Annotated in this window: 17 protein-coding genes and 1 riboswitch; of the genes, 10 read left to right on the forward strand and 7 right to left on the reverse strand. The window is 72.0% G+C overall.

The annotated features are described in order from the left end of the window. Positions 1-78: 78 nt before the first annotated feature. Complete coding sequence (locus ACTWQC_RS20965; protein WP_443317288.1) at positions 79-930, forward strand: hypothetical protein; 852 nt, start codon at positions 79-81, stop codon at positions 928-930. A gap of 159 nt (positions 931-1,089) precedes the next feature. On the opposite strand, the gene ACTWQC_RS20970 is transcribed toward ACTWQC_RS20965, so the two are convergent. Continuing rightward, a complete protein-coding gene (locus tag ACTWQC_RS20970; protein ID WP_443317365.1) occupies positions 1,090-1,818 on the reverse strand; it encodes an AAA family ATPase in 729 nt (242 codons plus the stop codon). A 148-nt stretch (positions 1,819-1,966) separates the two neighbouring features. Further along, positions 1,967-2,073, forward strand: a riboswitch (glycine riboswitch). Positions 2,074-2,241: 168 nt separating this feature from the next. Between ACTWQC_RS20970 and gcvT the strand changes: the two genes are divergently transcribed. The 7 genes from gcvT to ACTWQC_RS21005 all read left to right on the forward strand — a co-directional run bounded on the left by gcvT (position 2,242) and on the right by ACTWQC_RS21005 (position 12,298). Further along, positions 2,242-3,426: a glycine cleavage system aminomethyltransferase GcvT gene (gene gcvT, locus ACTWQC_RS20975; RefSeq protein WP_443317289.1), complete on the forward strand. Its 1,185-nt coding sequence runs from the start codon at positions 2,242-2,244 to the stop codon at positions 3,424-3,426. A 115-nt stretch (positions 3,427-3,541) separates the two neighbouring features. Further along, positions 3,542-3,922 (forward strand): glycine cleavage system protein GcvH, encoded by a 381-nt coding sequence (gene gcvH, locus ACTWQC_RS20980; RefSeq protein ID WP_443317290.1) that lies wholly within the window; start codon positions 3,542-3,544, stop codon positions 3,920-3,922. A gap of 94 nt (positions 3,923-4,016) precedes the next feature. Next, complete coding sequence (gene glyA, locus ACTWQC_RS20985; protein WP_443317291.1) at positions 4,017-5,282, forward strand: serine hydroxymethyltransferase; 1,266 nt, start codon at positions 4,017-4,019, stop codon at positions 5,280-5,282. Positions 5,283-5,380: 98 nt separating this feature from the next. Further along, positions 5,381-6,778: an L-serine ammonia-lyase gene (locus ACTWQC_RS20990; protein WP_443317292.1), complete on the forward strand. Its 1,398-nt coding sequence runs from the start codon at positions 5,381-5,383 to the stop codon at positions 6,776-6,778. Between the two features lie 443 nt (positions 6,779-7,221). Beyond that, positions 7,222-7,836, forward strand: a complete 615-nt coding sequence (locus ACTWQC_RS20995) for a type IV toxin-antitoxin system AbiEi family antitoxin domain-containing protein (protein WP_443317293.1) — start codon at positions 7,222-7,224, stop codon at positions 7,834-7,836. Next, positions 7,836-8,735, forward strand: a complete 900-nt coding sequence (locus ACTWQC_RS21000; RefSeq protein WP_443317294.1) for a nucleotidyl transferase AbiEii/AbiGii toxin family protein — start codon at positions 7,836-7,838, stop codon at positions 8,733-8,735. The genes ACTWQC_RS20995 and ACTWQC_RS21000 overlap by 1 nt, the downstream gene beginning before the upstream one ends. Positions 8,736-9,157: 422 nt before the next feature. Next, a complete protein-coding gene (locus ACTWQC_RS21005) occupies positions 9,158-12,298 on the forward strand; it encodes an AfsR/SARP family transcriptional regulator (RefSeq protein WP_443317295.1) in 3,141 nt (1,046 codons plus the stop codon). Here the strand turns inward: ACTWQC_RS21005 and ACTWQC_RS21010 are convergent. Continuing rightward, a complete protein-coding gene (locus ACTWQC_RS21010; protein ID WP_443317296.1) occupies positions 12,279-13,070 on the reverse strand; it encodes an ABC transporter permease in 792 nt (263 codons plus the stop codon). The two genes, ACTWQC_RS21005 and ACTWQC_RS21010, sit on opposite strands and share 20 nt — an antisense overlap. Continuing rightward, positions 13,067-14,038: an ATP-binding cassette domain-containing protein gene (locus ACTWQC_RS21015; protein WP_443317297.1), complete on the reverse strand. Its 972-nt coding sequence runs from the start codon at positions 14,036-14,038 to the stop codon at positions 13,067-13,069. Before ACTWQC_RS21015 ends, ACTWQC_RS21010 begins: the two co-directional genes overlap by 4 nt. A gap of 618 nt (positions 14,039-14,656) precedes the next feature. Here ACTWQC_RS21015 and ACTWQC_RS21020 point away from each other — a divergent pair. After that, positions 14,657-16,024 carry a hypothetical protein gene (locus tag ACTWQC_RS21020; protein WP_443317298.1) on the forward strand — a complete coding sequence of 456 codons (1,368 nt, stop codon included), beginning with the start codon at positions 14,657-14,659 and terminating at the stop codon, positions 16,022-16,024. 77 nt (positions 16,025-16,101) lie between these two features. Here the strand turns inward: ACTWQC_RS21020 and ACTWQC_RS21025 are convergent, their stop codons facing one another. The 4 genes from ACTWQC_RS21025 to ACTWQC_RS21040 all read right to left on the reverse strand — a co-directional run bounded on the left by ACTWQC_RS21025 (position 16,102) and on the right by ACTWQC_RS21040 (position 19,270). Next, the gene (locus ACTWQC_RS21025; RefSeq protein WP_443317366.1) at positions 16,102-16,767 is read right to left on the reverse strand and encodes an LPXTG cell wall anchor domain-containing protein; all 666 of its coding nucleotides are present in this window, start codon (positions 16,765-16,767) and stop codon (positions 16,102-16,104) included. 192 nt (positions 16,768-16,959) lie between these two features. Further along, complete coding sequence (locus tag ACTWQC_RS21030) at positions 16,960-17,892, reverse strand: hypothetical protein (protein WP_443317299.1); 933 nt, start codon at positions 17,890-17,892, stop codon at positions 16,960-16,962. Next, complete coding sequence (locus ACTWQC_RS21035) at positions 17,889-18,563, reverse strand: RNA polymerase sigma factor (protein ID WP_443317300.1); 675 nt, start codon at positions 18,561-18,563, stop codon at positions 17,889-17,891. Before ACTWQC_RS21035 ends, ACTWQC_RS21030 begins: the two co-directional genes overlap by 4 nt. Positions 18,564-18,817: 254 nt before the next feature. After that, entirely contained in the window at positions 18,818-19,270 is a 453-nt protein-coding gene (locus ACTWQC_RS21040) for a hypothetical protein (RefSeq protein WP_443317301.1), read from the reverse strand. Between the two features lie 258 nt (positions 19,271-19,528). Here ACTWQC_RS21040 and ACTWQC_RS21045 point away from each other — a divergent pair, with 258 nt between their 5' ends. Then, positions 19,529-22,300, forward strand: a complete 2,772-nt coding sequence (locus ACTWQC_RS21045) for an FG-GAP-like repeat-containing protein (protein WP_443317302.1) — start codon at positions 19,529-19,531, stop codon at positions 22,298-22,300. The last annotated feature ends 58 nt before the right edge of the window (positions 22,301-22,358 follow it).

Consider the following 22,358-nt stretch of genomic DNA (forward strand, 5'->3'; position numbering starts at 1 on the left):
GTAGCGACGAGTTGCACTCGGTGGCCGGGCTCCGGACGGTGGTCGTGAAACCGATGAACACCCGAAGGGAGCACTCCCATGCCGATGCGTATACCCCGGAAGGCCGGCGTCCTCGTCTCGTCCGCCATGTGCGGCGCGCTCGTGGCGGGCACCGGCGCCGCTGTGGCCGTCTCCGAGACGGGAACCCCCGCGCGCTCCGCGCCCGAGAGGAAGGCGCCCGGGGCTCAGCTGCCCGGCGCCGACGCGCTGCTCGGCCAGGCCAAGCTGCTCGGCGACCTGGGCGGTGTGACCCGGCCCGTCAACGATCTCGTACTGGCCGTGCTCCAGTCCCCCGACGGCAGGCTGCCGGCCGCCGAGGCGAACCGCTACGGCGAGGAGATCAGGAGGGCACTCGCCTCCGTCACGCAGGCGCCCGCCGTGCCGCCCGCCACCCAGCCCGCACCCGGCCAGGACCCGGCCATCCTCCCGGCCTACGACGTGCCCGGCGCCGTGGACCCCGCCACGGATCCCGCCGCGAACGCCGCCGACCCGGCCGCCGCCCCCGCTGCGAACGCCGCCGACCCGGGCCAGGACCTCAAGGCCAAGGCCGTCGCCGACTTCGAGACCAGACTCGACGCCCTGCTCAGGGCGATTCCCGCGGGCGATGAGAGCGTGACCGCGGCCGCGGTCCAGGAACTCCTCACCGGCACGGTCAACGTGGTCGCCAGCGTCATGGTCGGCGGCGGGCTGCCCGCGGCGAATCTGGACGGGCTGCCGCCGATGCCCCAGGTCCCGGGTGCCCCGCAAGCCCCGAACTCCCCCGCCAACCCCGAGGTCCCGGCTTCTCCCGAGGTCCCGGTCGCCCCGGAGGCCCCGGCCTCCCCCGATCTCCCGAGCGCGCCCCCGTCCCCGGCGGCGCCGACCCTGCCCGCCGGCTGGCCCGCGCAGTAGCGGGAGCCAGCTGGCGGGCTGCTCGAAGCCACCCGGGGCCCGCCACCCGGAGCCCGCCACCCGGAGCCCGCCACCCGGAGCCCGCCACCCGGAGCCCGCCACCCGGAGCCCGCCACCCGGAGCCCGCCACAACGGGCTGCGCAAAGCCGGCTGCGCGCGTTACTCGAAGCCGATGCTTTTCAGGGCGCTCGCGGCGCCGCGGTCCAGCAGCACGGCCGAGGTGCAGCCGTCCGGCAGCCGTCCGCGCTCCGCGTCCGCGACCAGCCGCCCCACGGCGCCGCGGTGCCGCGCGAAGGCGTAGCGGGAGACGCCCCGGCCGCGCGAGGCCTGGCCCTCAAGGGCGACCTCCGGCGGGACGTCGAGCAGCGCCATGTGCAGGGAGCGGCCCCGGCGGCGCGCGTCGCGCGCCAGCCAGCGGCGCACCCAGGCGAGGGTGCCGCAGTCGTGCACGACGACGCTGTCACCCGAGGCGAGGCCCCGGTACAGCCGGGCGTAGTGGGCGACCCGCACCAGGGGCCGGTACAGGGCGTACGGGATCATGGCGGGCATGGCGCGCTCCCAGCGGTCGCGCATGTCCTGCGAGTCCACCCGGCGCACCCGGCCGCCGCGCCGATCGAGGCCCGCGACGGCCCGCCTGATCAGCGTGCTCTTGCCGCTGCCCGGCAGCCCGGAGACGACGAGCACGTCACCGGCCGAGTAGCACAGCTCGTACCCCGCGGCCTGGCCGCCGCGCAGGTCGAGCGCGGGCGACGACCGGCGGCCCGGCCTGACCGCTTCCCCGGCGACGGCCTGGAGAGCCTGGAGAACGGGCAGCTCCGGCCGACCGGGCAGCGGGCCGCGCGCGACCTCGCTCGTCGTCGCGTACGCACTGTCCCTGTGCACCGTGATCGTCCTCCCCGTCCGGTCCGGTCACTGCGCCCTGACCCGAAGACTGTCAAGAAAAGGTAATGCCGTAAACCTCGATACCTCGGGACCGGACCGTCCGAACCTCGCGCGGCCGTGCAATGATGTCGGCGCCAACTCCATACCGGCCGTTAGAACCCGCGCGGGAGAGTCCCCGGACCGGCAGCTGTGCCGGTCACCGGGGCGCCGAAGGAGCAAGTCCTCCCTTGAATCTCTCAGGCCCCGTACCGCGCGGGCTAGGCACATCTGAAAAGCGGGCCGCCGCGTGCGGCCCCACCCAAGGTGCAAGCCCGTAGCCCCGACGCGTGATCCGGGGTCGTGGCGAACCTCTCAGGTTCCGATGACAGATGGGGAGGCTGTGTTCTCTTCGACATCAGCCTCGCCACCCCTGCCCGGGAGCCTGAAAACATGACCGAAGCCCAACGCCGTACGCCGCTCGACGCGCTGCACCGCGCGCTCGGCGCGACCATGACCGACTTCGCGGGCTGGGACATGCCGCTGCGCTACGGCAGCGAGCGCGACGAGCACGTCGCCGTCCGCACCCGCGCCGGACTCTTCGACCTCTCCCACATGGGCGAGATCACCCTGACCGGGCCGCAGGCCGGTGAGGTCCTGGACTACGCGCTGGTCGGCCACCTCTCGGCCCTGGCCGTGGGCCGCGCCCGCTACACCATGATCTGCAACGCCGAGGGCGGCATCCTCGACGACCTGATCGTCTACCGGCTGGGGGGTGAGCCGGGCCCTCCCCCTGGCGTCGCCGGGGGCACCCCCACCTCGCCCAAGGCGGGCGAGGAGGGAGAATTCATGGTGGTGGCCAACGCCTCCAACGCGCAGGTGGTGCTGGACGCGCTCACCGAGCGCGCGCAGGGCTTCGACGCGACCGTGCGGGACGACCGTGAGGCCTACGCGCTGATCGCCGTCCAGGGCCCCGAGTCCCCCGGCATCCTCAGGTCCCTGACCGACGCCGACCTGGACGGGCTGAAGTACTACGCCGGCCTGCCCGGCACCGTCGCCGGCGTGGACGCACTCATCGCCCGCACCGGATACACCGGCGAGGACGGCTTCGAGCTCTTCGTCGCGCCGGGCGACGCGGAGGCCCTGTGGCAGGCGCTGACCGAGGCGGGAGCCGCGGTGGGCCTGGTGCCGTGCGGCCTTTCCTGCCGGGACACCCTGCGCCTGGAGGCGGGTATGCCGCTGTACGGGCACGAGCTGACGACCTCGACCACCCCCTTCGACGCGGGCCTCGGCCGGGTCGTGAAGTTCGAGAAGAGCGGTGACTTCGTCGGCCGTACGGCGCTGGAGGCCGCGGCGAAGCGGGCCGAGTCCAGCCCGCCGCGCAAGCTGGTCGGCCTGATCGCTTCCGGCCGCAGGGTGCCGCGCGCCGGGTACGCCGTGGTCTCCGCCGAGTCGGGAAGCGTGATCGGCGAGGTCACGTCCGGCGCCCCGTCGCCGACCCTCGGCAAGCCGATCGCGATCGCGTACGTGGACGCCGACCGCGCCGAGCCGGGCACGGCGGGCGTCGCGGTGGACATCCGCGGCAGCCACGAGCCGTACGAGGTCGTGGCGCTCCCCTTCTACAAGCGGCAGCGCTGACGCCCGCCCAGCGGCGCCGCCTCGCGCGGGACCCCGGCGTCCGTTTCATGACAGCCCGTCCCACCTGTCAAGACCCGTCACCGAGCACTCCCCCCGATCCAGGAGAATTCAGATCATGAGCAACCCCCAGCAGCTTCGCTACAGCAAGGAGCACGAGTGGCTCACCGCCGCTGACGCGGACGGTGTGTCGACCGTGGGCATCACCTCGCACGCCGCCGACGCCCTCGGTGACGTCGTCTTCGTCCAGCTCCCGGAGGTCGGCGACACCGTCACCGCGGGCGACGCCTGCGGCGAGCTGGAGTCGACCAAGTCCGTGAGCGACCTGTACGCGCCGGTCTCGGGCGAGGTCACGGCCGTCAACCAGGACGTCGTGGACGACCCGGCGCTGGTGAACTCCGCCCCCTTCGAGGGCGGCTGGCTGTTCAAGGTACGGGTGAGCGACGAGCCCGCCGACCTGCTCTCCGCCGACGAGTACACCGCCTTCACCGGCAGCTGAACCCGCCGAACCTGCCGAACCTGCCGAACCTGCCGAACCTGCTGAACTCGCTGAATCCGCGAAGTCCCTGACGCCCCTCCTGATTGGGATCCCGATGTCGCTTCTCAACCAGTCCCTGCACGAGCTCGACCCGGACGTCGCCGCCGCGGTCGACGCCGAGCTCCACCGCCAGCAGTCCACGCTCGAGATGATCGCCTCGGAGAACTTCGCTCCGGTCGCCGTCCTCGAAGCGCAGGGCTCGGTGCTCACCAACAAGTACGCCGAGGGATACCCCGGCCGCCGCTACTACGGCGGTTGTGAGCACGTCGACGTCGTCGAGACGCTGGCCATCGAGCGGATCAAGGAGCTGTTCGGCGCCGAGCACGCGAACGTACAGCCGCACTCGGGTGCTCAGGCGAACGCGGCCGCGATGTTCGCTCTGCTCTCGCCCGGTGACACCATCCTGGGTCTGAACCTCGCCCACGGCGGGCACCTGACCCACGGCATGAAGATCAACTTCTCCGGCAAGCTCTACAACGTGGCCGCCTACCACGTCGACGAGCAGACCGGCCAGGTCGACATGGACGAGGTCGAGCGCCTCGCCAAGGAGCACCGGCCGAAGCTGATCATCGCGGGCTGGTCGGCCTACCCCCGCCAGCTGGACTTCGCCGCCTTCCGGCGGATCGCCGACGAGGTCGGCGCGTACCTGATGGTCGACATGGCGCACTTCGCGGGCCTGGTGGCCGCGGGCCTGCACCCCTCGCCCGTACCGCACGCGCACGTCGTGACCACCACCACGCACAAGACGCTGGGCGGCCCCCGCGGCGGCGTGATCCTCTCCACCGCCGAGCTGGCCAAGAAGATCAACTCCGCGGTCTTCCCCGGCCAGCAGGGCGGCCCGCTCGAGCACGTCATCGCGGCGAAGGCGGTGGCCTTCAAGGTGGCGGCGAGCGAGGAGTTCAAGGAGCGCCAGCAGCGTACGCTGGAGGGCGCGAAGATCCTCGCCGAGCGGCTGTCGCGCGGCGATGTGTCCGAGGCGGGAGTGGCGGTCCTGTCCGGCGGCACGGACGTGCACCTGGTCCTGGTGGACCTGCGCAACTCCGAGCTGGACGGGCAGCAGGCCGAGGACCGCCTCCACGAGGTCGGCATCACGGTCAACCGCAACGCGATCCCGAACGACCCCCGGCCCCCGATGGTCACCTCGGGCCTGCGGATCGGCACCCCGGCGCTGGCCACCCGCGGCTTCCAGGCGGACGACTTCGCCGAGGTCGCGGACGTCATCGCCGAGGCGTTGAAGCCGTCGTACGACACGGAGGCGCTGAAGGCGCGGGTCTCCGCGCTGGCCGAGAAGCACCCGCTGTACCCCGGCCTGAAGAAGTAAGCGGCCGGACCGGTTTCGAAGGTGGGGGCGCCGCCCGGCGCCCCCACCTCCCCCACCGCCCCAGAGCACGCCCCACGAGCAGACAAAGGAGCCCGCCCGTGGCCATCTCCGTCTTCGACCTCTTCTCCATCGGCATAGGGCCGTCCAGCTCCCACACGGTGGGCCCGATGCGCGCGGCGCGGATGTTCGTGGGGCGCCTGAAGAAGGACGGCCTGCTGACGCAGACGGCCTCGGTCCGCGCCGAACTCTTCGGCTCCCTCGGCGCGACCGGCCACGGCCACGGCACACCGAAGGCCGTCCTGCTCGGCCTCGAGGGGCACTCCCCGCGCACGGTCGACGTCGAGACGGCGGACGACGAGGTGGCCCGTATCCGTACGACGAAGCGGATCCGGCTGCTGGCCGCGGAGCTCGGCCCGGCCCATGAGATCGACTTCGACGAGCCGTCCCAGCTGATCCTGCACCGCCGCCGCGCCCTGCCGTACCACGCCAACGGCATGACGCTCTTCGCGTACGACTGCGAGGGCCTTCCGCTGCTGGAGAAGACGTACTACTCGGTGGGCGGCGGCTTCGTCGTCGACGAGGACGCGGTGGGCGAGGACCGGATCCGACTCGACGACACCGTGCTCAAGTACCCCTTCCGCACGGGCGACGAGCTGCTGCGCCTCTCCCGCGAGACCGGCCTCTCCATCTCCGCGCTGATGCTCGAGAACGAGAAGGCGTGGCGTACGGAGGAGGAGATCCGCGAGGGCCTGCTGGAGATCTGGCGGGTGATGCAGACCTGTGTCGCGCGCGGCATGTCGCGCGAGGGCATCCTCCCCGGCGGCCTGAAGGTCCGCCGCCGCGCCGCGAATTCGGCCCGCCAGCTGCGCGCCGAGGGCGACCCGGCGGCCCACGCGACGGAGTGGGTCACGCTCTACGCGATGGCGGTCAACGAGGAGAACGCGGCGGGCGGCCGCGTCGTCACCGCCCCGACGAACGGCGCTGCCGGGATCATCCCCGCGGTGCTGCACTACTACGTCAACTTCGTGCCGGGCGGGGACTCGCGCGGCGGGGAGGACGAGGGCGTGGTGCGCTTCCTCCTCGCAGCGGGCGCGATCGGCATGCTCTTCAAGCAGAACGCCTCGATCTCCGGAGCCGAGGTCGGCTGCCAGGGCGAGGTCGGCTCGGCCTGCTCCATGGCCGCCGGCGGCCTCGCGGAGGTCCTCGGCGGCTCTCCCGAACAGGTCGAGAACGCCGCCGAGATCGGCATGGAGCACAACCTGGGGCTGACCTGCGACCCGGTGGGCGGCCTGGTCCAGATCCCGTGCATCGAGCGGAACGGCATGGCGGCGGTGAAGGCCGTCACGGCGGCCCGTATGGCGCTGCGGGGGGATGGCCGCCACCACGTCTCTCTCGACAAGGTCATCAAGACGATGAAGGAGACGGGCGCGGACATGAAGGTCAAGTACAAGGAGACGGCGCGGGGCGGGCTCGCGGTCAACGTCATCGAGTGCTAGGGAAATGGGCCCTGACCTGCGGGTTCGAACCTTTCGCAGCTGTCAGGGCCTTCCCTGCTCACTCGGCGGCAGTCCCTGAGGAGTCCCTGGGGCAGAGCTGAAAGTCCCTGAAGAGTCCCTGGAGGCAACCAGCCGACAGAGCTCTGACCAGCGCTTTCAGGGCTCCCGCCCAGCCGTAATCAGCCCCTCTGGGACACGTTGCGCCACCTGTTTTGCCGGGTCGAGGCATTCGTGAGGCATGTCGCCGCCCATGAGGGCTGCGACATGGCCCGCGTGGGCTGCGATGGCGTTCAGCCCGGTCGGTCAGCGTCCAAGGCCTGGTCCGGCCCACCTCCGCGCCAGGAGCACGAAGCGAGCCCTGGAAGATCGCTGCCGCCGACGGTCCAGCGAAGGGGCGTATCGATTCGATCCCCTTGGGCGGCCTTACGGGTACCATTTGATACATGCCTTCTGCTGAGAACCCCAGGCTGGAACAGCGCCTCTCCGGACTTCCCCCCACGTTTACGACAGCGCAGGCCCGTCAGGCGTCGCTATCCCCTCGCGACCTGGCGACCTTGGTCGCGGAAGGAGCGATAGAGGAGCTCTCCCGCGGTGTTTACCGGCGTGCGGACGCGCCGGAGACCGCGCACGCGGACCTGCTGGCTGTGTGCACACGTGCCCCTCGTGCCGTTGTCTGCGGCGAGTCCGCGCTGTCTCTGCATGAGCTGATCGACGACATCCCCGCAGCAGTGCACATCGCCGTGCCCCGTGGCTCGCGCCGCCCTGCGATCTCCTATCCGCCCGTCGTGGTCGCCCAGTACGCGGCGGAGACCTTCGCCCTCGGCATTGAGCGCTTCCAAGCCGCGCCGGGAGAAACGGTCCCGGTCTACAGCGCCGCCCGCAGCGTCGTCGATGCGATGCGCCACCGCCATCGCCTCGGTGAGACGCTCGCCCTGGCCGCCCTCGGCCGCTATCTGCGCAGCAGTGGACGCGACGGAGTCAGCGAACTCCAGTACATCGCCCGTGAGTTGGATGCGCTGTCCGTCATCCGCCCAGCCGTTGAGGCGGTACTCGCCTGATGTCCAACCCGACACGCGACACCACCGCCGGACGCGTCTATAACGACCTGCGCAATCTGGCGCGCCGAAACCGCCGTTCCACGGACGAGGTCATGATCGAGTACGTACTCGAACGATTCCTCTACCGCCTCGCGATGTCGCCTCTCGGCCGGGAGCATTTCGTTCTCAAAGGCGGTCTCCTGCTCGCCCAGTTCGGTGCCCGCCGGATGACGCGTGATATCGACATTCTCGGCCGGTCATTCCCGGGCGACGAGGCCGAGATAGTCCACAGAATCGCCGCGATCGCGGCCACCGAGGTCGACGACGGGGTGGTATGCGACCCCACAACGCTCAAGAGCGTCCCCATCCGCGAAGAGGACGAGTACCACGGCCTGCGCCTGACCATGGCCGCATCGATCGCCCGCGCCCGGCTCAAGCTTCAGCTCGACGTCAGTTTCGGCGATCCCATCACCCCCGGGCCCCAGACCATCGACTACCCACAGCAGCTCGCCGCCGAAAGCTTCGAGATCTTCGGCTACCCACTCGCCACTGTCATCGCTGAGAAGCTCTCCACCGCCATCGCGCTCGGCGACCTCAACACCCGCGACCGCGACTACGCAGACCTCTACCGCCTGCTCTCCCTCAACAACCTCGACGGCGAAGAACTCACCACGGCGCTGGCCGCCACCGCCGCGCACCGCGCGATCACCCTGAAACCCCTCAGCACCTCGATCACGGATCTCGCCGGGCGCCGCCAGTCCTCCTACGCCGCCTGGCGCCGTCGGCAGGGCCCCGCTGCAACCGGATACCCCGAACGTTTCACCGACGTGGTCCGGCAGGTCACCACCTTCGCGGACCCCCTCCTCACCGGCGAGGTCACCACGCACACCTGGGACGCAGCTACCGGCGCGTGGTCCTGAGCCGCCTTTCGTGCAAGGCCGGTTCGCCTGCGGACCGGCATCCAACAGACACCAGGAACTCGCAGCGGGCAAGCGGGGGCCACTCTGCACCGTCGGCCTCCCATCGGGCTCCCCGGCCCGCCCTGCATACACGCCGCGCTCGCCGATCACCTGCTGCCGCTGCGCGATCCGCGCGCCGCAATGGCGTCAAGACGCTGGACTTCCGCAGTGCCGGCAGCCCGCAACCAGGTACGTGCTCTTACGGGCGGAGTTGGCCGACACGCGGCGGACTGCGGGCACGGCGGCGGGATCGGATGGCGCGGGTGCAGGAACGGTCGGCGCGGCTGCGGCGGCCGCCCGGGCCGCGGGCGCTTTGGGTGAGGGCCGCCAGTACGGCCCGCGGCGGGAGTTCGGGCGGCCGGCGCCTTGGCTAATCTGCACGGGTGACAACCGACCTGACTCTGCTGCCGCGTGTCGCCTATCGCGGACAGGAGGTCACCGCGCCCCGGCTCCGCGGCCTCCTCGCGCTGCTCGCGGGCGACTTGCGCACGGGCTGCAGCACCGAGCGGCTTGTGGAAGGGCTGTGGCTGCCGGACGAGTTGCCGGAGCGGCCGGGAAAGGCGGTGCAGGTCCTCGCGTCCAGGGCGCGGGCGCAGCTGGGCGCCGACGTCCTCGCAAGCACGCTGACCGGATACCGGCTCACCCTCGCCGAGGATCAGGTCGACAGCTCCGCCCTGCTGCTGCACGCCGCCGCGAGCGCGGGGCGGGCCAGGGCCGGGGACCACGCGGGATCGCTGGCTGCGGCCGAGGCCGGGCTCGCGCTGTGGGAGGGCACCCCTGACGGGGCCGGCGACACCGACCCCGTAGCCGCGTTGCGCACCGAGCGCGCCCCCGTCCGCGGCACGCTCGTACGCGCGCAGGCGCTCGCGCTTGCCCGGCTGGGGCGGCACGCGGAGGCGGCCGGGCCGCTGGCCGTGGCCGCCTCGGAGCATCCGCGCGACGAGGAGGTGCTCGCCGAACTGCTGCGCGGCGAGGCGGCGACGGCAGGCCCGTCCGCCGCGCTGATGCGGTACGAGGCGTACCGCCGTGAGCTGCGCGACGAGCTCGGCACGGATCCCGGCGCCGGGCTCAAGGCCGTACAGCAGGAGCTGCTGCGCGGTGAGGCACCTGTGGTCAGGCACGGCGTGCCGCACGAGCCGAACCCACTCCTTGGCCGGGACGAGGACATCGCGGCGGTGCAGCGGCTGCTGCGCGCCTTTCGCGCCGTCACCGTCGTCGGCCCCGGCGGCCTCGGCAAGACCCGGCTCGCGCACGCCGTCAGCCGCCGGGCCGAGCAGCGCGTGATGCATTTCGTGCCGCTCGTCGGCGTCACCGCGGACGCGGACGTGGCCGCGGAGGTGGCCTCCGCACTCGGCGCGGGCGAGGGGCGGCACGGCGCCGTGAGTGGCCAGGCCTCGTCCGACCCGGTGTCCGGCATCCTCGGCGTACTCGGCTCCGGGCCCGCTCTGCTGGCCCTTGACAACTGCGAGCACGTCATCCGGGGCGCCGCCGACCTCGTACAGGCTCTGGTCTCGGCCTCGAAGGACCTGCGGGTGCTCGCCACCAGCCGGGCCCCGCTGGGCCTGACATCGGAGGCGGTGTACGCGCTGCCGGAGCTCGGTCTCGACACCTCGGTCGAGCTGTTCACACAGCGGGCCCGAGCCGCCCGGCCCGGCGTGAAGCTGCCGCGGGACGCGGTGGCCGAGCTGTGCCGCCACCTCGACGGGCTGCCGCTCGCCGTGGAGCTGGCCGCGGCGCGGGTGCGAGTGCTGTCGGTGCCGGAGATCGCCCGCCGCCTCGGCGACCGGTTCGCGCTGCTGCGCGGCGGGGCGCGGGACGTGCCGGAGCGCCACCGCACGCTACACGCGGTCGTGGAGTGGAGCTGGAACCTGCTCGCGGATGACGCCCGGGCGGCGCTGCGCACGCTGTCCGTCTTCCCCGGCGGCTTCTTGGGCGAAGCGGCGGAGCAGGTCCTTGGCGAGGATGCGCTGTTCCTGCTCGAGCAGTTGGCCGGTCAGTCGCTGATCACCGTCGCCGACACCCCGGCCGGCGTGCGGTTCCGGATGCTGGAGACCGTACGGGAGTTCAGCGCGGCCCGGCGTGCGGAGGCGGGCGAGGAGGACGAGGCCGTCGGCCGGTTCCTCGCCTGGGCGCGGGACTTCGGGGTCGCGCACCACGACGTGCTCTTCGGCTCGGAACCGCTGGCCGCCTGGGAGCGGATCAAGGCCGAGCAGGACAACCTCGTGCTGGCCCTGCGACACGCCCTGGCCCGAACGGACGGCCCAACCCTCGCCGCCCTCACGGCCGTCCTCGCCTCTTTGTGGTCCACCGACGCCAACTTCCCCCGCCTCACCGCCCTCGCCGCAGACACCGGCCCGCCGCTGTCGCACTACTACCCCGGGCCCGAATACGTCGAAGTCGCCCGCGCCGCTGCGGTGTTGTGCACTGCGAGCCTGTTCGTGGGCCACGGCCCGCGCGCCGTACGCCAGATCGTCACCCTCCGGCGGCTGCCCCCGGCCGCGCCGGACACGCTGCTGCGCGCCACCGCGGCAGTGCTGAGCGCGGTCCCTGAAATGCTGCCTCCCGACTACGAAGTGCTGCACAAACTCTGCGACAGCGACAGCGACAGTGAGCAGCCGCTGGTCGCAGGCATCGCCGAGTGCGTCGCCACCTACGTCTGGGAGTACGAGCACGACATCGACCGCGCGCTCGCCTCGGCTCGCCGGATGATCGACGCACTGGCTCCGGTCGACAACCCGTCCATGCAGCTCATGGGGCATTCCCGGCTGAGCGAACTGTGCTTGCGGACGGGACAGGGCGAGGAAGCGTACGGGCACCTCAAGGCGGCGCTCAAGGTGCTGCCGCGGCTCGGCGACGGGCACGACTACATCTTCATCCGCGCGTCCCTCGTCCTCGCCTGCCTCCAGCGCGGCGACCCCGACGAGGCCGAGTACTGGCTGCGGCAGGCGGAGCGCGACAACACCCCGCAGCAGGAAGCCTTCTACAGCCCCGACTTCGGCGGGCGCGCCGAGATCGCGCTGGCCCGCGGACTGACGGAGGTCGGGCTCGGCCTGTGGCGCAGCGCCGTGGAGCGGATGCCCGCGGTCGGCTCGATGCACAGCGGCGACCCCTGGCTCGACCCGTGGGCGCTTCAGATCCAGTCGGCGGCGGTGACGGCGCACGCGCACGCCGGCCGTCTCGAGCTGGTCGCGGAGCCGGTCGATCGGCTGCGGCAGCGGCTGCGGACGCTGCTCTCCGGTCCGGCCCGCTCGCCCATGGAGCTCCCTGTGATCGGGACGGTGCTGCACGCCCTGGGCATGGCGGGGCTCGCGCCCGGCGACGCCGCCGCCGTACGGATGATCGCGCTGGCCGAACGGCTGCGGGTGCTGCGCGAGTTCCAGCCGACGATGTCGGCGGCCCGCGCCCGGCAGGCGGCGCAGGACGCCGACAGGGCGGCGTACGCCGACGCGGTGTCGGAGTACGCAGCCCTGAAGCGGGACGAGCTGCAGGAGGCAGCCCGCGCGCTCACTTCGGGTCGCGGTTGAACAACGTCGTCGACCAGCGGTAGCCGAGCGCGGCCAGGCCCACGCACCAGACGATCGCGAGCCACCAGTTGTTGCCGATCTCGCTGCCGAGCAGCAGGCCGCGCAGGGTCTCGATGGCCGGCGTGAACGGCTGGTACTCGGCGATCGGCTGGAACCAGACCGGCATCGCGTCGGCCGGGATGAAGGCGCTCGAGATGAGCGGGAGGAGGATCAGCGGCAGTGCATTGTTGCTGGCCGCCTCGGCGTTCGGGCTGGCCAGTCCCATCCCGACCGCGATCCAGGTGAGCGCCATGGCGAAGAGCGCGAGCAGCCCGAACGCCGCCAGCCACTCCAGGGCCGTGGCGTCCGTGGACCTGAAACCGATGGCCACGGCGACGGCGCCGACGAGGACCACGCTTGCGATCGACTGCAGCACGCTGCCCACGACGTGCCCGATGATCACAGAGCCGCGGTGGATCGCCATCGTGCGGAAGCGGGCGATGATGCCCTCAGTCATGTCCATGGAGACAGACACCGCGGCCCCGACGACGGTGCCGCCGATGGTCATCATCAAGATGCCCGGGACGATATAGGCGATGTACTCGGAGCGGTCCGCGCCGCCGCCGCCGATGCCCGCGCTCATCACGTCGCCGAAGATGTAGACGAAGAGCAGCAGCAGCACGATCGGCGTGAGCAGCAGGTTCAGGGTGAGGGACGGGTAGCGCCGCGCGTGCAGCAGGTTGCGGCGCAGCATCGTGTTCGAGTCGCGTACGGCGAGGGAGAGGGCGCTCATCGGACAGCCTCCCTGGGCTGGTTGGGGACGTTGGTGCCGCCGGTCAGGGCGAAGAACACGTCGTCGAGGTCGGGGGTGTGCACGGTCAGCTCGTCCGCCTCGATGCCGGCCGAGTCCAGCCAGTCGAGGATGGAGCGCAGCTCGCGCTGGCTGCCGTCGCTGGGGATCTGCAGCGACAGCGCCTCGTCGTCCCTGGTGACCTCGCGCAGGGCGACGGCGGCGGACTGGTACGCGGACGGGTCGGTGAACCGCAGCCGCACATGCCCGCCCGGGATGAGCCGCTTCAGCTCCTCGGCGCTCCCCTCGGCGGCGATCTCGCCGTCGCTCAGTACCGCGATGCGGTCGGCGAGCTCGTCGGCCTCCTCCAGATACTGGGTGGTGAGGAAGACGGTGACGCCGCCGGAGACCAGCTCGCGGATGATCCCCCACATGTTGTGACGGCTGCGCGGGTCGAGGCCGGTGGTCGGCTCGTCGAGGAAGATGATCCGCGGGTTGCCGACCAGTGTCATGGCGATGTCGAGGCGGCGCTTCATGCCGCCGGAGTAGGTGGAGGCGGGTTTCTTCGCGGCCTCCACCAGGTCGAAGCGCTCCAGCAGCTCGGCGGCGGTGCGGCGGCCCTCGCGGCGGGAGAGGTGGTGCAGGTCCGCCATGAGGAGCATGTTCTCCTCGCCGGTGATCAGGCCGTCGACCGCGGAGAACTGCCCGGTGACGCCGATCGCGGCCCGCACGGCCTGCGGGTCGGCGGCCAGGTCGTGGCCGCCGACGTGCAGGTCGCCGGCATCGGCGGTGATGAGGGTGGAGAGGATCTTGACGGCGGTGGTCTTGCCTGCGCCGTTCGGGCCGAGCAGGGAGAAGATGGTGCCGGCCGGCACCGCCAGGTCGATGCCTTCGAGGACCGTCTTGTCCCCGTAGGCCTTGCGCATCCCCTTGGCCACGACGGCGAGTGAGTGCGATGTCGTTGACGTCATGCCGCAGAGGTTGCGGCAGCGCGCATTCAGCGCGGTTTCACGATGGTTTCAGCGCCCTGGAACCAGGCGGCGGAGGGCAATGCCTTATTGCCTCCCTGCCGTTGCGGCCTCAGCACGACTATCGCCGCGCCCCGCCGGCAACTCGACGAACACGCACCGAAGCCATCATCGCCACCCGCCCCTGGCAAACCCGTCTGCTGCTGACCGGTCCGCGGCTCCGTCACGCGGCCAGGCAGCAACAAAGCCGTGAGACATTTGCAGGTTGGGACAGCTTGACAGACCGCATAACGGCGGGAGACATCCACGAGCACCACGCCGACGGTTCGTCTTCGGTCCGTGCAATTTCCTGTTCGGCTGTGGCCAGTGAGCGGTGGCAGGCGTGGGCTTTGCCGAGCGCGGCTGGGCACGGGCGAGGCGAAGGTGCAGCAGAGAGCGGGCGGTCGGGTGGTGGGTGGTGTCGGCTACGGCCTGGGGCCCGCGGGCCTCGCCCGAGGCGGGAGGGTTCACCGACTGAGCGGGGAGGGCTTCCCTGGGGGCTCTTCTTCCAGCATCATGGGGCACTCCTGTCCCACAGGCATGGATCCATCGGGTCGATCCGGGCCGCCCGCGGAGTGATCGATGTGCGCTGACCTGCCCGACGCCGAACTCATCGAGCTCGTCCGCGTCGGCACTCCGCTCGGCGACAAGGCCATGGACGAGCTGAACCGCCGTCACCTGCCCGCAGTCCTGGCCTACGCCCGTATCTGCAGCATTCACGACCACGCCGCCGAAGCCCTGGCCGCCAGAGCCCTGACTCTGGCGCTCCGTGAGATCCGTAGCGGCGTCAGTCCCCGCGAGACCTGGCGGTACCACCTCCTTCTGCTCGTCCAACGCGCGGCCGTCCGCTGGGCCGTCGGCACACGGCGGGCCGAACTCACGCCCCGCTTCGCCACCTGGATCGACGACGTTCGCGCCGACGAGCAGGACCGGACGGCAGCGCTGCCCCTGGAGGAGAATTCGACGGTCCTCCGCGGCTTCCGCGCCCTGCCGGTGCCCACGCAGGGGCTGCTGTGGCACACCGTCGTGGAAGAAGACCCCGACGACCGAGTGGCAAGGCTGCTCGGCTTGCGGCCGGAGAGCATCCCTCACGTGAAGTCCAGGGCCCTGGACGCGCTGCGCGACGCCTACCTGCAGGCGTATCTCAGGGGCAGCGACGACCCGCAGTGCCGCGGGTTCGGCCGCATCATCAAAGCCGTGGCCCGCCCCGACGATCCGCGGCGCAGCGACGATCTGGACCGGCACCTGACCGGGTGCCCCGGCTGCACGCAGGCGCTGGGCGTCCTGATCGCGCTCAGTGAGCGGCCAGGTCTCGTGCTGGCCGAGGGGCTGCTGATGTGGGGCGGAACCGGTTACCTCGCCTCGAGCCAGGGCCACTCCCTGCACGACACCGCCACGGCCGCGGCACGGGCCCAAGCCGCGGACCGGGACGAGACCATCCCGGTGCCCGTGATCGACGAAGTCCGCGAAACCCGGCCGCTGTCCCGGCCGCCCGCCGCGGCACGACCCCGCAGGCACGGGCGCGGCCTGCGCTCGCCCGCAGCCGCCTCCGCCCTCGTGGCGGCCCTGGTGGCTTCCGCCGCCACCGGCTTCCTCGTTCTGGGGCCCTCCGGCGCATCCGATCCGGGCACAGGCGCCGACAAGGCGAAGGCCCCCCGGTCACCGGCTGCCCCTGCACCGACGACGTCCGCAACGCACCCGCCCACCGCCGGGACACCGTTGAAGAAACCGAGCGACACATCCCGCCCCGAGGATCCGGCCCGCCGCTCCGCCCCGAGCCCGTCGCCCAGCGACCCGACGCCGAGCGCGGACAACATCCCGAGCGATCAGTCGCCCTCTCCCACCGACGCGTCCGGCGCGTCCAGCGGCAGCGGGAACGGCAACGGAAACGGGAACGGGAACTTCGGCTCCAGCAACGGCCAGAGCAACGGCCAGGGTTTCGGCTTCTAGAGCGCGAGGGCACACGAGAGCAGGAGCCCCGCCGGTGGCGGGGCTCCTGCCAGTGCGTCAGGCCTGGGGCCGGTGCGTCAGTCCTGGCCGCGTGCCTTCCGGCGGCGCATGACGAGCACGCCACCGGCGCCGAGCAGCAGCGCGGCCGCGACCGAGGTGCCGACGACCGAAGCGCCGGTCTCGGCGAGGTCTTCCCCGCCGCCGTTCTGCGACGGCGCCGGGGCCGGGGACGCCGAAGCGTCCGAGGCCGAGGGCTCGGCGGTGGGCTCCTGCGACGACTCGCCGCCCGGCTTCTCGGACGGCTTGCCGCCCGTGTCACCACCGGTCTGCTCGTCATCGTCCTCGCACGCGGTCCAGAAGACCTTGTGCTTCGCCTCGCCGTGCTCGCCGTCGAAGTTCCAGATCAGCTTGTAGTGGCCGTCCGCCAGCGTCATGTCCTCGCTGCGGCCGTGCCCCTCGGCGTCGAGGGTCAGCTCACCGCTGCTCGCCTCGTCGCCCTTGATGCCGGTCGGCGGCATCTCGACGATCTTCCACGTGACCTGCTGCTCGCCGTCGAAGCCGAACGCGTCGAGGTAGAAGGAACAGACGTGGGGCTCGTTCCTGCGGAGTTCCTCGCCGGTCTCGGCGTCGTGAATCTTCACCGTCCCGTTGTCACCGGGAGGGGTCGCGTACGCGGCCGGGCCGAGCAGCAGCGAAGCCGCTGCGGCCGCCGTCACCGCACATGCCGAAGAGAGGGTGCGCATGGGCATACCAACTTCTTGATGGCAGAAGGGAGGTGGGGAGGCGGCGGCTCAGCTTCCAGCGAGCCTGCACTGCAGGTCAAGCCACCTGCAGCCCCATCAGTCCCTTTATGGCGCACTTGCACCATTGGTCATGCATAACGATCCGGCCAACGGCGTCCTGCTTGCGCGGCGGATCGTCCTGCGGCACGGAAGTCAATCGGTCCTTTCCTTGACGGACTCCTGGTCTCGCTGAGCGTCCAGGAGCGGCAGTGAGGTCTCCGTCCCGGGTGACTCGGGCGGCTCGGATGTCTCGGTCGCCTCGACCTCGTCCTCCTTCGGCTGCTTCCCAGCCGATTCGGAGTTCTCGGGCTTCGCCCGCTCTTCCGGCTTCCCTCGCCGCTCCCGGTCCTCCCGCAGCAGCTTGGCGCAGTAGCCGTCGACCGCGCGCTCGCCGCCGGCCGCGTCCGCCAGCCGCCCGAAGGCCTCGGAGTTCAGGGCGTCGCCGCTCTCGGCCGCGGCCCGGTAGGCGCGGCACATGCCCACCGCCGCCTGCTTCTTCGATGTTCCCGGGGCCGGATCGCCCGCTGTCGGCCCATCGACGCCGTTGCCGCCCGGGGTGGGCGCTTGAGCGGTCCCTCCCGGTCCCGTTTCACCGGACGGGTCCGCGGGCGCGCTGCGGGCCGGTGTCGGCCGCGAACCGCTGTCCGCTGTCCCGAAGGGGTCGGGGATCGCCCCGGTCCCGGCGGCCACCGCCACGCCGCCGAGCGCCACAGCGGCGACGAGCGCTCCGGTCAGAGCCTTCGCGGAACGTGATACGCGGGCGGTGCGGGCTCCGGGCACGGCGACGCCGCCGCGGCGGGACCGCCGCCAGTCGTCCTGGGGCCGGGGCACCGCACCAGCATCTGTCCGCTGGGCGGCCCGGAACGCCGCCAGAGCGGCTTCCTGCCGGACCCGAGCGGCCTCGGGGTCGGCTGCCGGCGGCTCGGCGGCTGCCGCGAGCAACCGGTCGAGCGCAGCGATGGGCGACGTCCCTGCGTCGTCCGGGAAGTCGCCGGACGACGCCCTCGGCGTCCGTTGGCGGCGCAGCAGCCGCTCGGCCGTCCGCCGGTCCAGCTCGCGCCTGTCACGGTCTCGGTTCTTGCTCATCCCACATCCTGAAGCGTTCCCGGCGCAGAAGACGTCACAGAGGCCGTCGACGGTGGTACCGCCGTCGACGGCGGTGCTCCGGGCTGCGGTTCGTGGCCGCCCAGCAGCCGGGCCAGCCGCTTCAGCCCGCGGTACGAGGCGGTACGGACCGCTCCGGGGCGTTTGCCCAGCACACGCGCCGTCGTCGGACCGTCAAGGCCCACCACCACCCGCAGCAGCACCGCCTCCGCCTGATCCCGCGGCAGCCCGGCCACGAGAGCGAGTGCGCGCTCGGTCGACAGCGACTCGAGGGCATCGCGCTCGGTGTCCTGACCACCCGGCAGTTCGAGCACGTCCTGCTCGAGCACCGTGGCGCGCGGGCGGCTGCGCCGGCGGCGCAGGTGGTCCAGGGCGCGGTGCCGGGCGATGGTGGCGGTCCAGCCGCGGAACCCGTCGCCGTCGCCGCGGAATCTGCGCAGATCGCGGGCGATCTCCAGCCACGCCTCCGCGGCCACGTCCTCCGCGTCCTCGCCGACCAGCCCGCGAACGTAGCCGAGCAGCCTCGGGTGGAGCTGCCGGTAGAGGGCCGCGAACGCCTGCTCGTCCCCCGCCTGAGCGCGCTCTACGGCTGCGCCGAGCTCACCGTCATCACGCTGGTGCACCCCTCGGCGTTGTCCCCCACCCGTGACCACACTGTCCTCTTCACACCGACTCGGCACCGTTCATCGTGCCCATGCCCCCTGGAGCCGTCTCCCCCGTAGGGAAACGGCTCCACTTCACACAGCGTGAACGCCCACGTAAATGTCACAGCAGTTCGAATATTTTGCCTCTTCAGTCCCACCAGAACGACCAGAAGCGCCCACTCGCGGGTGTGCACGGCATACCGCCGCATCACCCCGCCGCCGGGACCAGCCGTCCGGCAGCCCCAGGGCGGAACCGTCCGCCGTCACGAGCCGCACCTCGCTTCCCGGGCATCGGTGTCCTGAGAGCGACCGTGCAGGAGGAAGGAGAACTTCTGCAGCGACTCCTCGGGCCCGAGGACGAACCGGTTGACCACCCTGCCGAGCGGGTTCCACACGCGGCCGTCGGGCATCCTGACGCCCACTGACTGGGCGAAGAGGGCGCGCTGGTGCTCATCGAAGTCCACCCACACGGCGCCGGCTCTTCGTACCAGCACCTCGCCGACGTACGCGCCGAGGCCGTGCAGGGTCACACCGATCTCCTCGCGCGAGCGCCCCCCGCGCCGCAGCCCGTCGATGATGAAGTCAACGATGCGCAGGCTTGCGATCGAGTAGTCCAGTGGCAGGCGGCTGCGCGCGGTGAGTGCGCGCACCACTCCCGTCGTGTAGCCGCGCATCTGCCCCGCGCCAGGCGTCCGTCCCTGCTGCTGCTCACCCATGGCTCGCCCCTTCAGTCCACTGACGACCGGTCGGCGCGCCCACGCCTCCCGTGGGACAGCGGCTTGCGCTCCCCATCGGACAGAGCGCGTGATGACGGCCAACCATCACATCTGCGGGGCCGGTTGGGGACTTCGGCCCGACGCACCCGCCGGCCAACCGCGCAGCAGGTGTGATGTTTCGCGCGGCCTATGCGCTGGGTACGGCAGGCCGCCCCCGAGCGGGTGGGCCTCAAGTTGACTCATTTGAGGGGTGGGGCATTGAGCCCGCGTACAAGACATGCGTACAAGCCGCTGGGCCTGAAGCGGCGGACGTGGCTGACGATCGGGGCCGTGGTGCTCGGGGGCGCGGGGGCGGTCACGGTCGCCATCGCCGATCCTGCGGACGACCCGGCCGCCGACCGCAGGGCCCGGCCGGCCGAGGTGCACAGCGCCGCGCTCAAGGGCGCGGACGCCGGGAAGCAGACTCTGCCCCGGACCGACACCGAGCCGTTCTCGTTGCTCGGCATCTCCTGGCCGAGCGCCAGGGCGAAGATCGACGGCACCGCGCAGGTACGCACCCGCAGCAGCGAGACGGGTGAGTGGACGGACTGGCGGAACCTGGAGTTCGACGCGCACGCGCCGGAGAGCGCGGAGGGGAAGAAGTCCCGGGTGCGCGGCGCTTCGGAGCCCATGTGGGTCGGGGCTTCCGACGCCGTCGAGGCGCGGGTCGTCGCCGACGGCGACGCGACCCCGGAGCTCCCGAAGGACCTGCGGCTGGACATGGTGGACCCGGGCGATCCGGGGAAGGGGCCCGCGGGGAAGGGCTCACTCGCCGCCGCGCCCGTGGCCCTCACCGAGGACACCCCGACCGCCTCGCCTGCGGACTCGGCGCCGGTCAGCGAGCCGCCGGTCAGCGAGCCGCCGACGGCCGAGCCCAGCGGGGCCCCCACGCCCACGGACCCGGTGCCGCCCACGGCGTCCGGCTCCCCTTCGGAGTCCGCCCCGGGCTCCCCGGGCGAGTCGGCCTCGCCGACGGATTCGGCCTCGCCGAGCACGAGCGCGAGCACGAGCCCGTCGCCGACCGCGACCGTGCCCACGGCTCCGCCGTCCACGGTCACCCGCCCGCCGATCGTCGGCCGCGCCCAGTGGGGCGCGGACGAGTCACTGGTCGAGGACCCGAACACGTACATCGAGAAGGTGCAGGCGGTCTTCGTCCACCACACCGTGGACGCGAACAACTACAGCTGCGCCGACTCGCCCGCTCTCGTCCGCGCCATCCTCACGTACCACGTGAAGTCCAACGGCTGGAACGACCTGGGCTACAACTTCCTCGTCGACAAGTGCGGCACGGTCTTCGAGGGTCGCTCCGGCGGCGTCGACCTGCCGGTCATGGGCGCGCACACCTACGGCTTCAACAGCTACTCCACCGGCATCGCCGTCCTCGGCGACTACCAGTCGACCGCCGGAAAGCCGTCCAAGGCCGCCCTCGAAAGCGTGGCCCGCGTCGCCGCATGGAAGCTCGGGCAGTACGGCGGCGACCCGCTCGGCAAGGTCACGCTTACCGCGGCCGGTGACACCGGCGTCTGGAAGAAGGGCGACCAGGCGACGCTGTACCAGATCTCGGGCCACCGCGACGGATACGCCACCGAGTGCCCGGGCGCCAACCTCTACGCGAAGCTCCCGGCCATCCGTACGTACGCGGCGAGCAAGGCGGTGAACGCGGCCCCGGCCACCGCAGACCTCCACCAGGACGGTGTCGCCGACCTGGTCGCCGGCACCCCGCAGACCTCCGGAGGCGTGGGCTCGCTCACGGTCGTGCCGGGTGGTGTGGACGGCCCGGTCGCCTCCGCCAGGAAGACGTACACCCAGTCCAGCGCCGGCGTCCCCGGCACGTCCGAGGCCGGTGACAACTTCGGCGCGGACAACGCCTTCGGCGATGTGAACGGCGACGGCTACGCCGACCTCGCCGTCGGCGCCCCGGGCGAGGACGACACCACGGGGCACACCGACTCCGGCTCGGTGACCGTCCTCTACGGTCCTGCGCTGGCCAACGGCGCGACGTACACGACCGCGACCGCGACCCGCGCGAGCGGCGAGAAGCTCGGCGCGGCCGTCACCGTCGCCGACTTCAACAGCGACGGCAAGGCGGACGTCCTGTCCGTCGCCCCGGGTGCGCCCGGCCGCTGGTGGTCGTACGACGGCAAGAGCGGCGCGGCCAAGTCCGGCCTGCTGAACAGCACCGCGTACACCGCCGCCGTAAGCCATGTGGACGTGGCGAGCGGCGACTTCAACCGGGACGGCTACGCCGACGCCGCGGTCAACTTCCGCGACCCGGGCAAGGCCGCCCGCGTCCTGGTCCTCAAGGGCTCGGCGAGCGGGCTGCAGCGCGTCGGCATCCTCGGCGCCAAGGGCGGCCGGTCCGTGGCGGCCGGTGACGTCAACGGCGACGGCTACGCGGACGCGGTCGTCGGCCAGCCGTACGCCACGGAGTCCGCCGCCTACAAGGGTGGCCAGGTCACCGCGTACTACGGCTCGGCGAGCGGTCTGACCACCACCGGCCGCACCACGGTCCACCAGGACACCAGCGGCGTCCCCGGCGCGGCCGAGACCGGTGACGACCTGGGCTACTCCGTCTCCGTCGGCGACATGAACGCGGACGGCCACGCGGACGTCCTCGCGGGCGCGCCCGGCGAGGACCTGACCCTCGACGGCACGGCCCGTACCAACGCGGGCCAGGTCCTGCTGCTGAAGGGCTCCTCCACCGGTCTGACCGGCACCGGCGCTCTCGCCTACTCGCAGGACACCTCGGGCATCACCGGCTCCAGCGAGTCCGGCGACCGCCTCGGCTCCGCCGTGGTCCTGCACGATCTGTCCGGCTGGGGCCGCGCGGACCTGGCGATCGGCGTGGACGGCGAGGACGCAGGCGACGGCGTGATCCTGCAGCTGGACAGCGGCAGTTCTGGCGTCTCGACGACCAACGGCGTCTACTACACCCGTACGAGCCTGGGCACCCCGGCGGGTGCCCACCTCGGCCAGGCTCTGACCCCCTGATCCACCCGCCGACACGGGCCGGGGGCTCCCACGGGGTGGGAGGCCCCGGCCCGCCCGA

Origin of the sequence: Streptomyces sp. 8N616 (genome assembly GCF_052246385.1) — a bacterium.
Lineage (GTDB): Bacteria > Actinomycetota > Actinomycetes > Streptomycetales > Streptomycetaceae > Streptomyces.

Excerpts from the sequence above, each read along its gene's own strand:
- ACTWQC_RS21000 (WP_443317294.1), top strand. The coding sequence starts at position 7,836 with ATGTCCAACCCGACACGCGACACCACCGCCGGACGCGTCTATAACGAC.
- ACTWQC_RS20965 (WP_443317288.1), top strand. The coding sequence starts at position 79 with ATGCCGATGCGTATACCCCGGAAGGCCGGCGTCCTCGTCTCGTCCGCC.
- ACTWQC_RS21025 (WP_443317366.1), bottom strand. The coding sequence starts at position 16,767 with ATGCGCACCCTCTCTTCGGCATGTGCGGTGACGGCGGCCGCAGCGGCT.
- ACTWQC_RS21015 (WP_443317297.1), bottom strand. The coding sequence starts at position 14,038 with ATGACGTCAACGACATCGCACTCACTCGCCGTCGTGGCCAAGGGGATG.
- ACTWQC_RS21020 (WP_443317298.1), top strand. The coding sequence starts at position 14,657 with ATGTGCGCTGACCTGCCCGACGCCGAACTCATCGAGCTCGTCCGCGTC.
- ACTWQC_RS21030 (WP_443317299.1), bottom strand. The coding sequence starts at position 17,892 with ATGAGCAAGAACCGAGACCGTGACAGGCGCGAGCTGGACCGGCGGACG.
- ACTWQC_RS21010 (WP_443317296.1), bottom strand. The coding sequence starts at position 13,070 with ATGAGCGCCCTCTCCCTCGCCGTACGCGACTCGAACACGATGCTGCGC.
- glyA (WP_443317291.1), top strand. The coding sequence starts at position 4,017 with ATGTCGCTTCTCAACCAGTCCCTGCACGAGCTCGACCCGGACGTCGCC.
- gcvT (WP_443317289.1), top strand. The coding sequence starts at position 2,242 with ATGACCGAAGCCCAACGCCGTACGCCGCTCGACGCGCTGCACCGCGCG.
- ACTWQC_RS20995 (WP_443317293.1), top strand. The coding sequence starts at position 7,222 with ATGCCTTCTGCTGAGAACCCCAGGCTGGAACAGCGCCTCTCCGGACTT.
- gcvH (WP_443317290.1), top strand. The coding sequence starts at position 3,542 with ATGAGCAACCCCCAGCAGCTTCGCTACAGCAAGGAGCACGAGTGGCTC.
- ACTWQC_RS21040 (WP_443317301.1), bottom strand. The coding sequence starts at position 19,270 with ATGGGTGAGCAGCAGCAGGGACGGACGCCTGGCGCGGGGCAGATGCGC.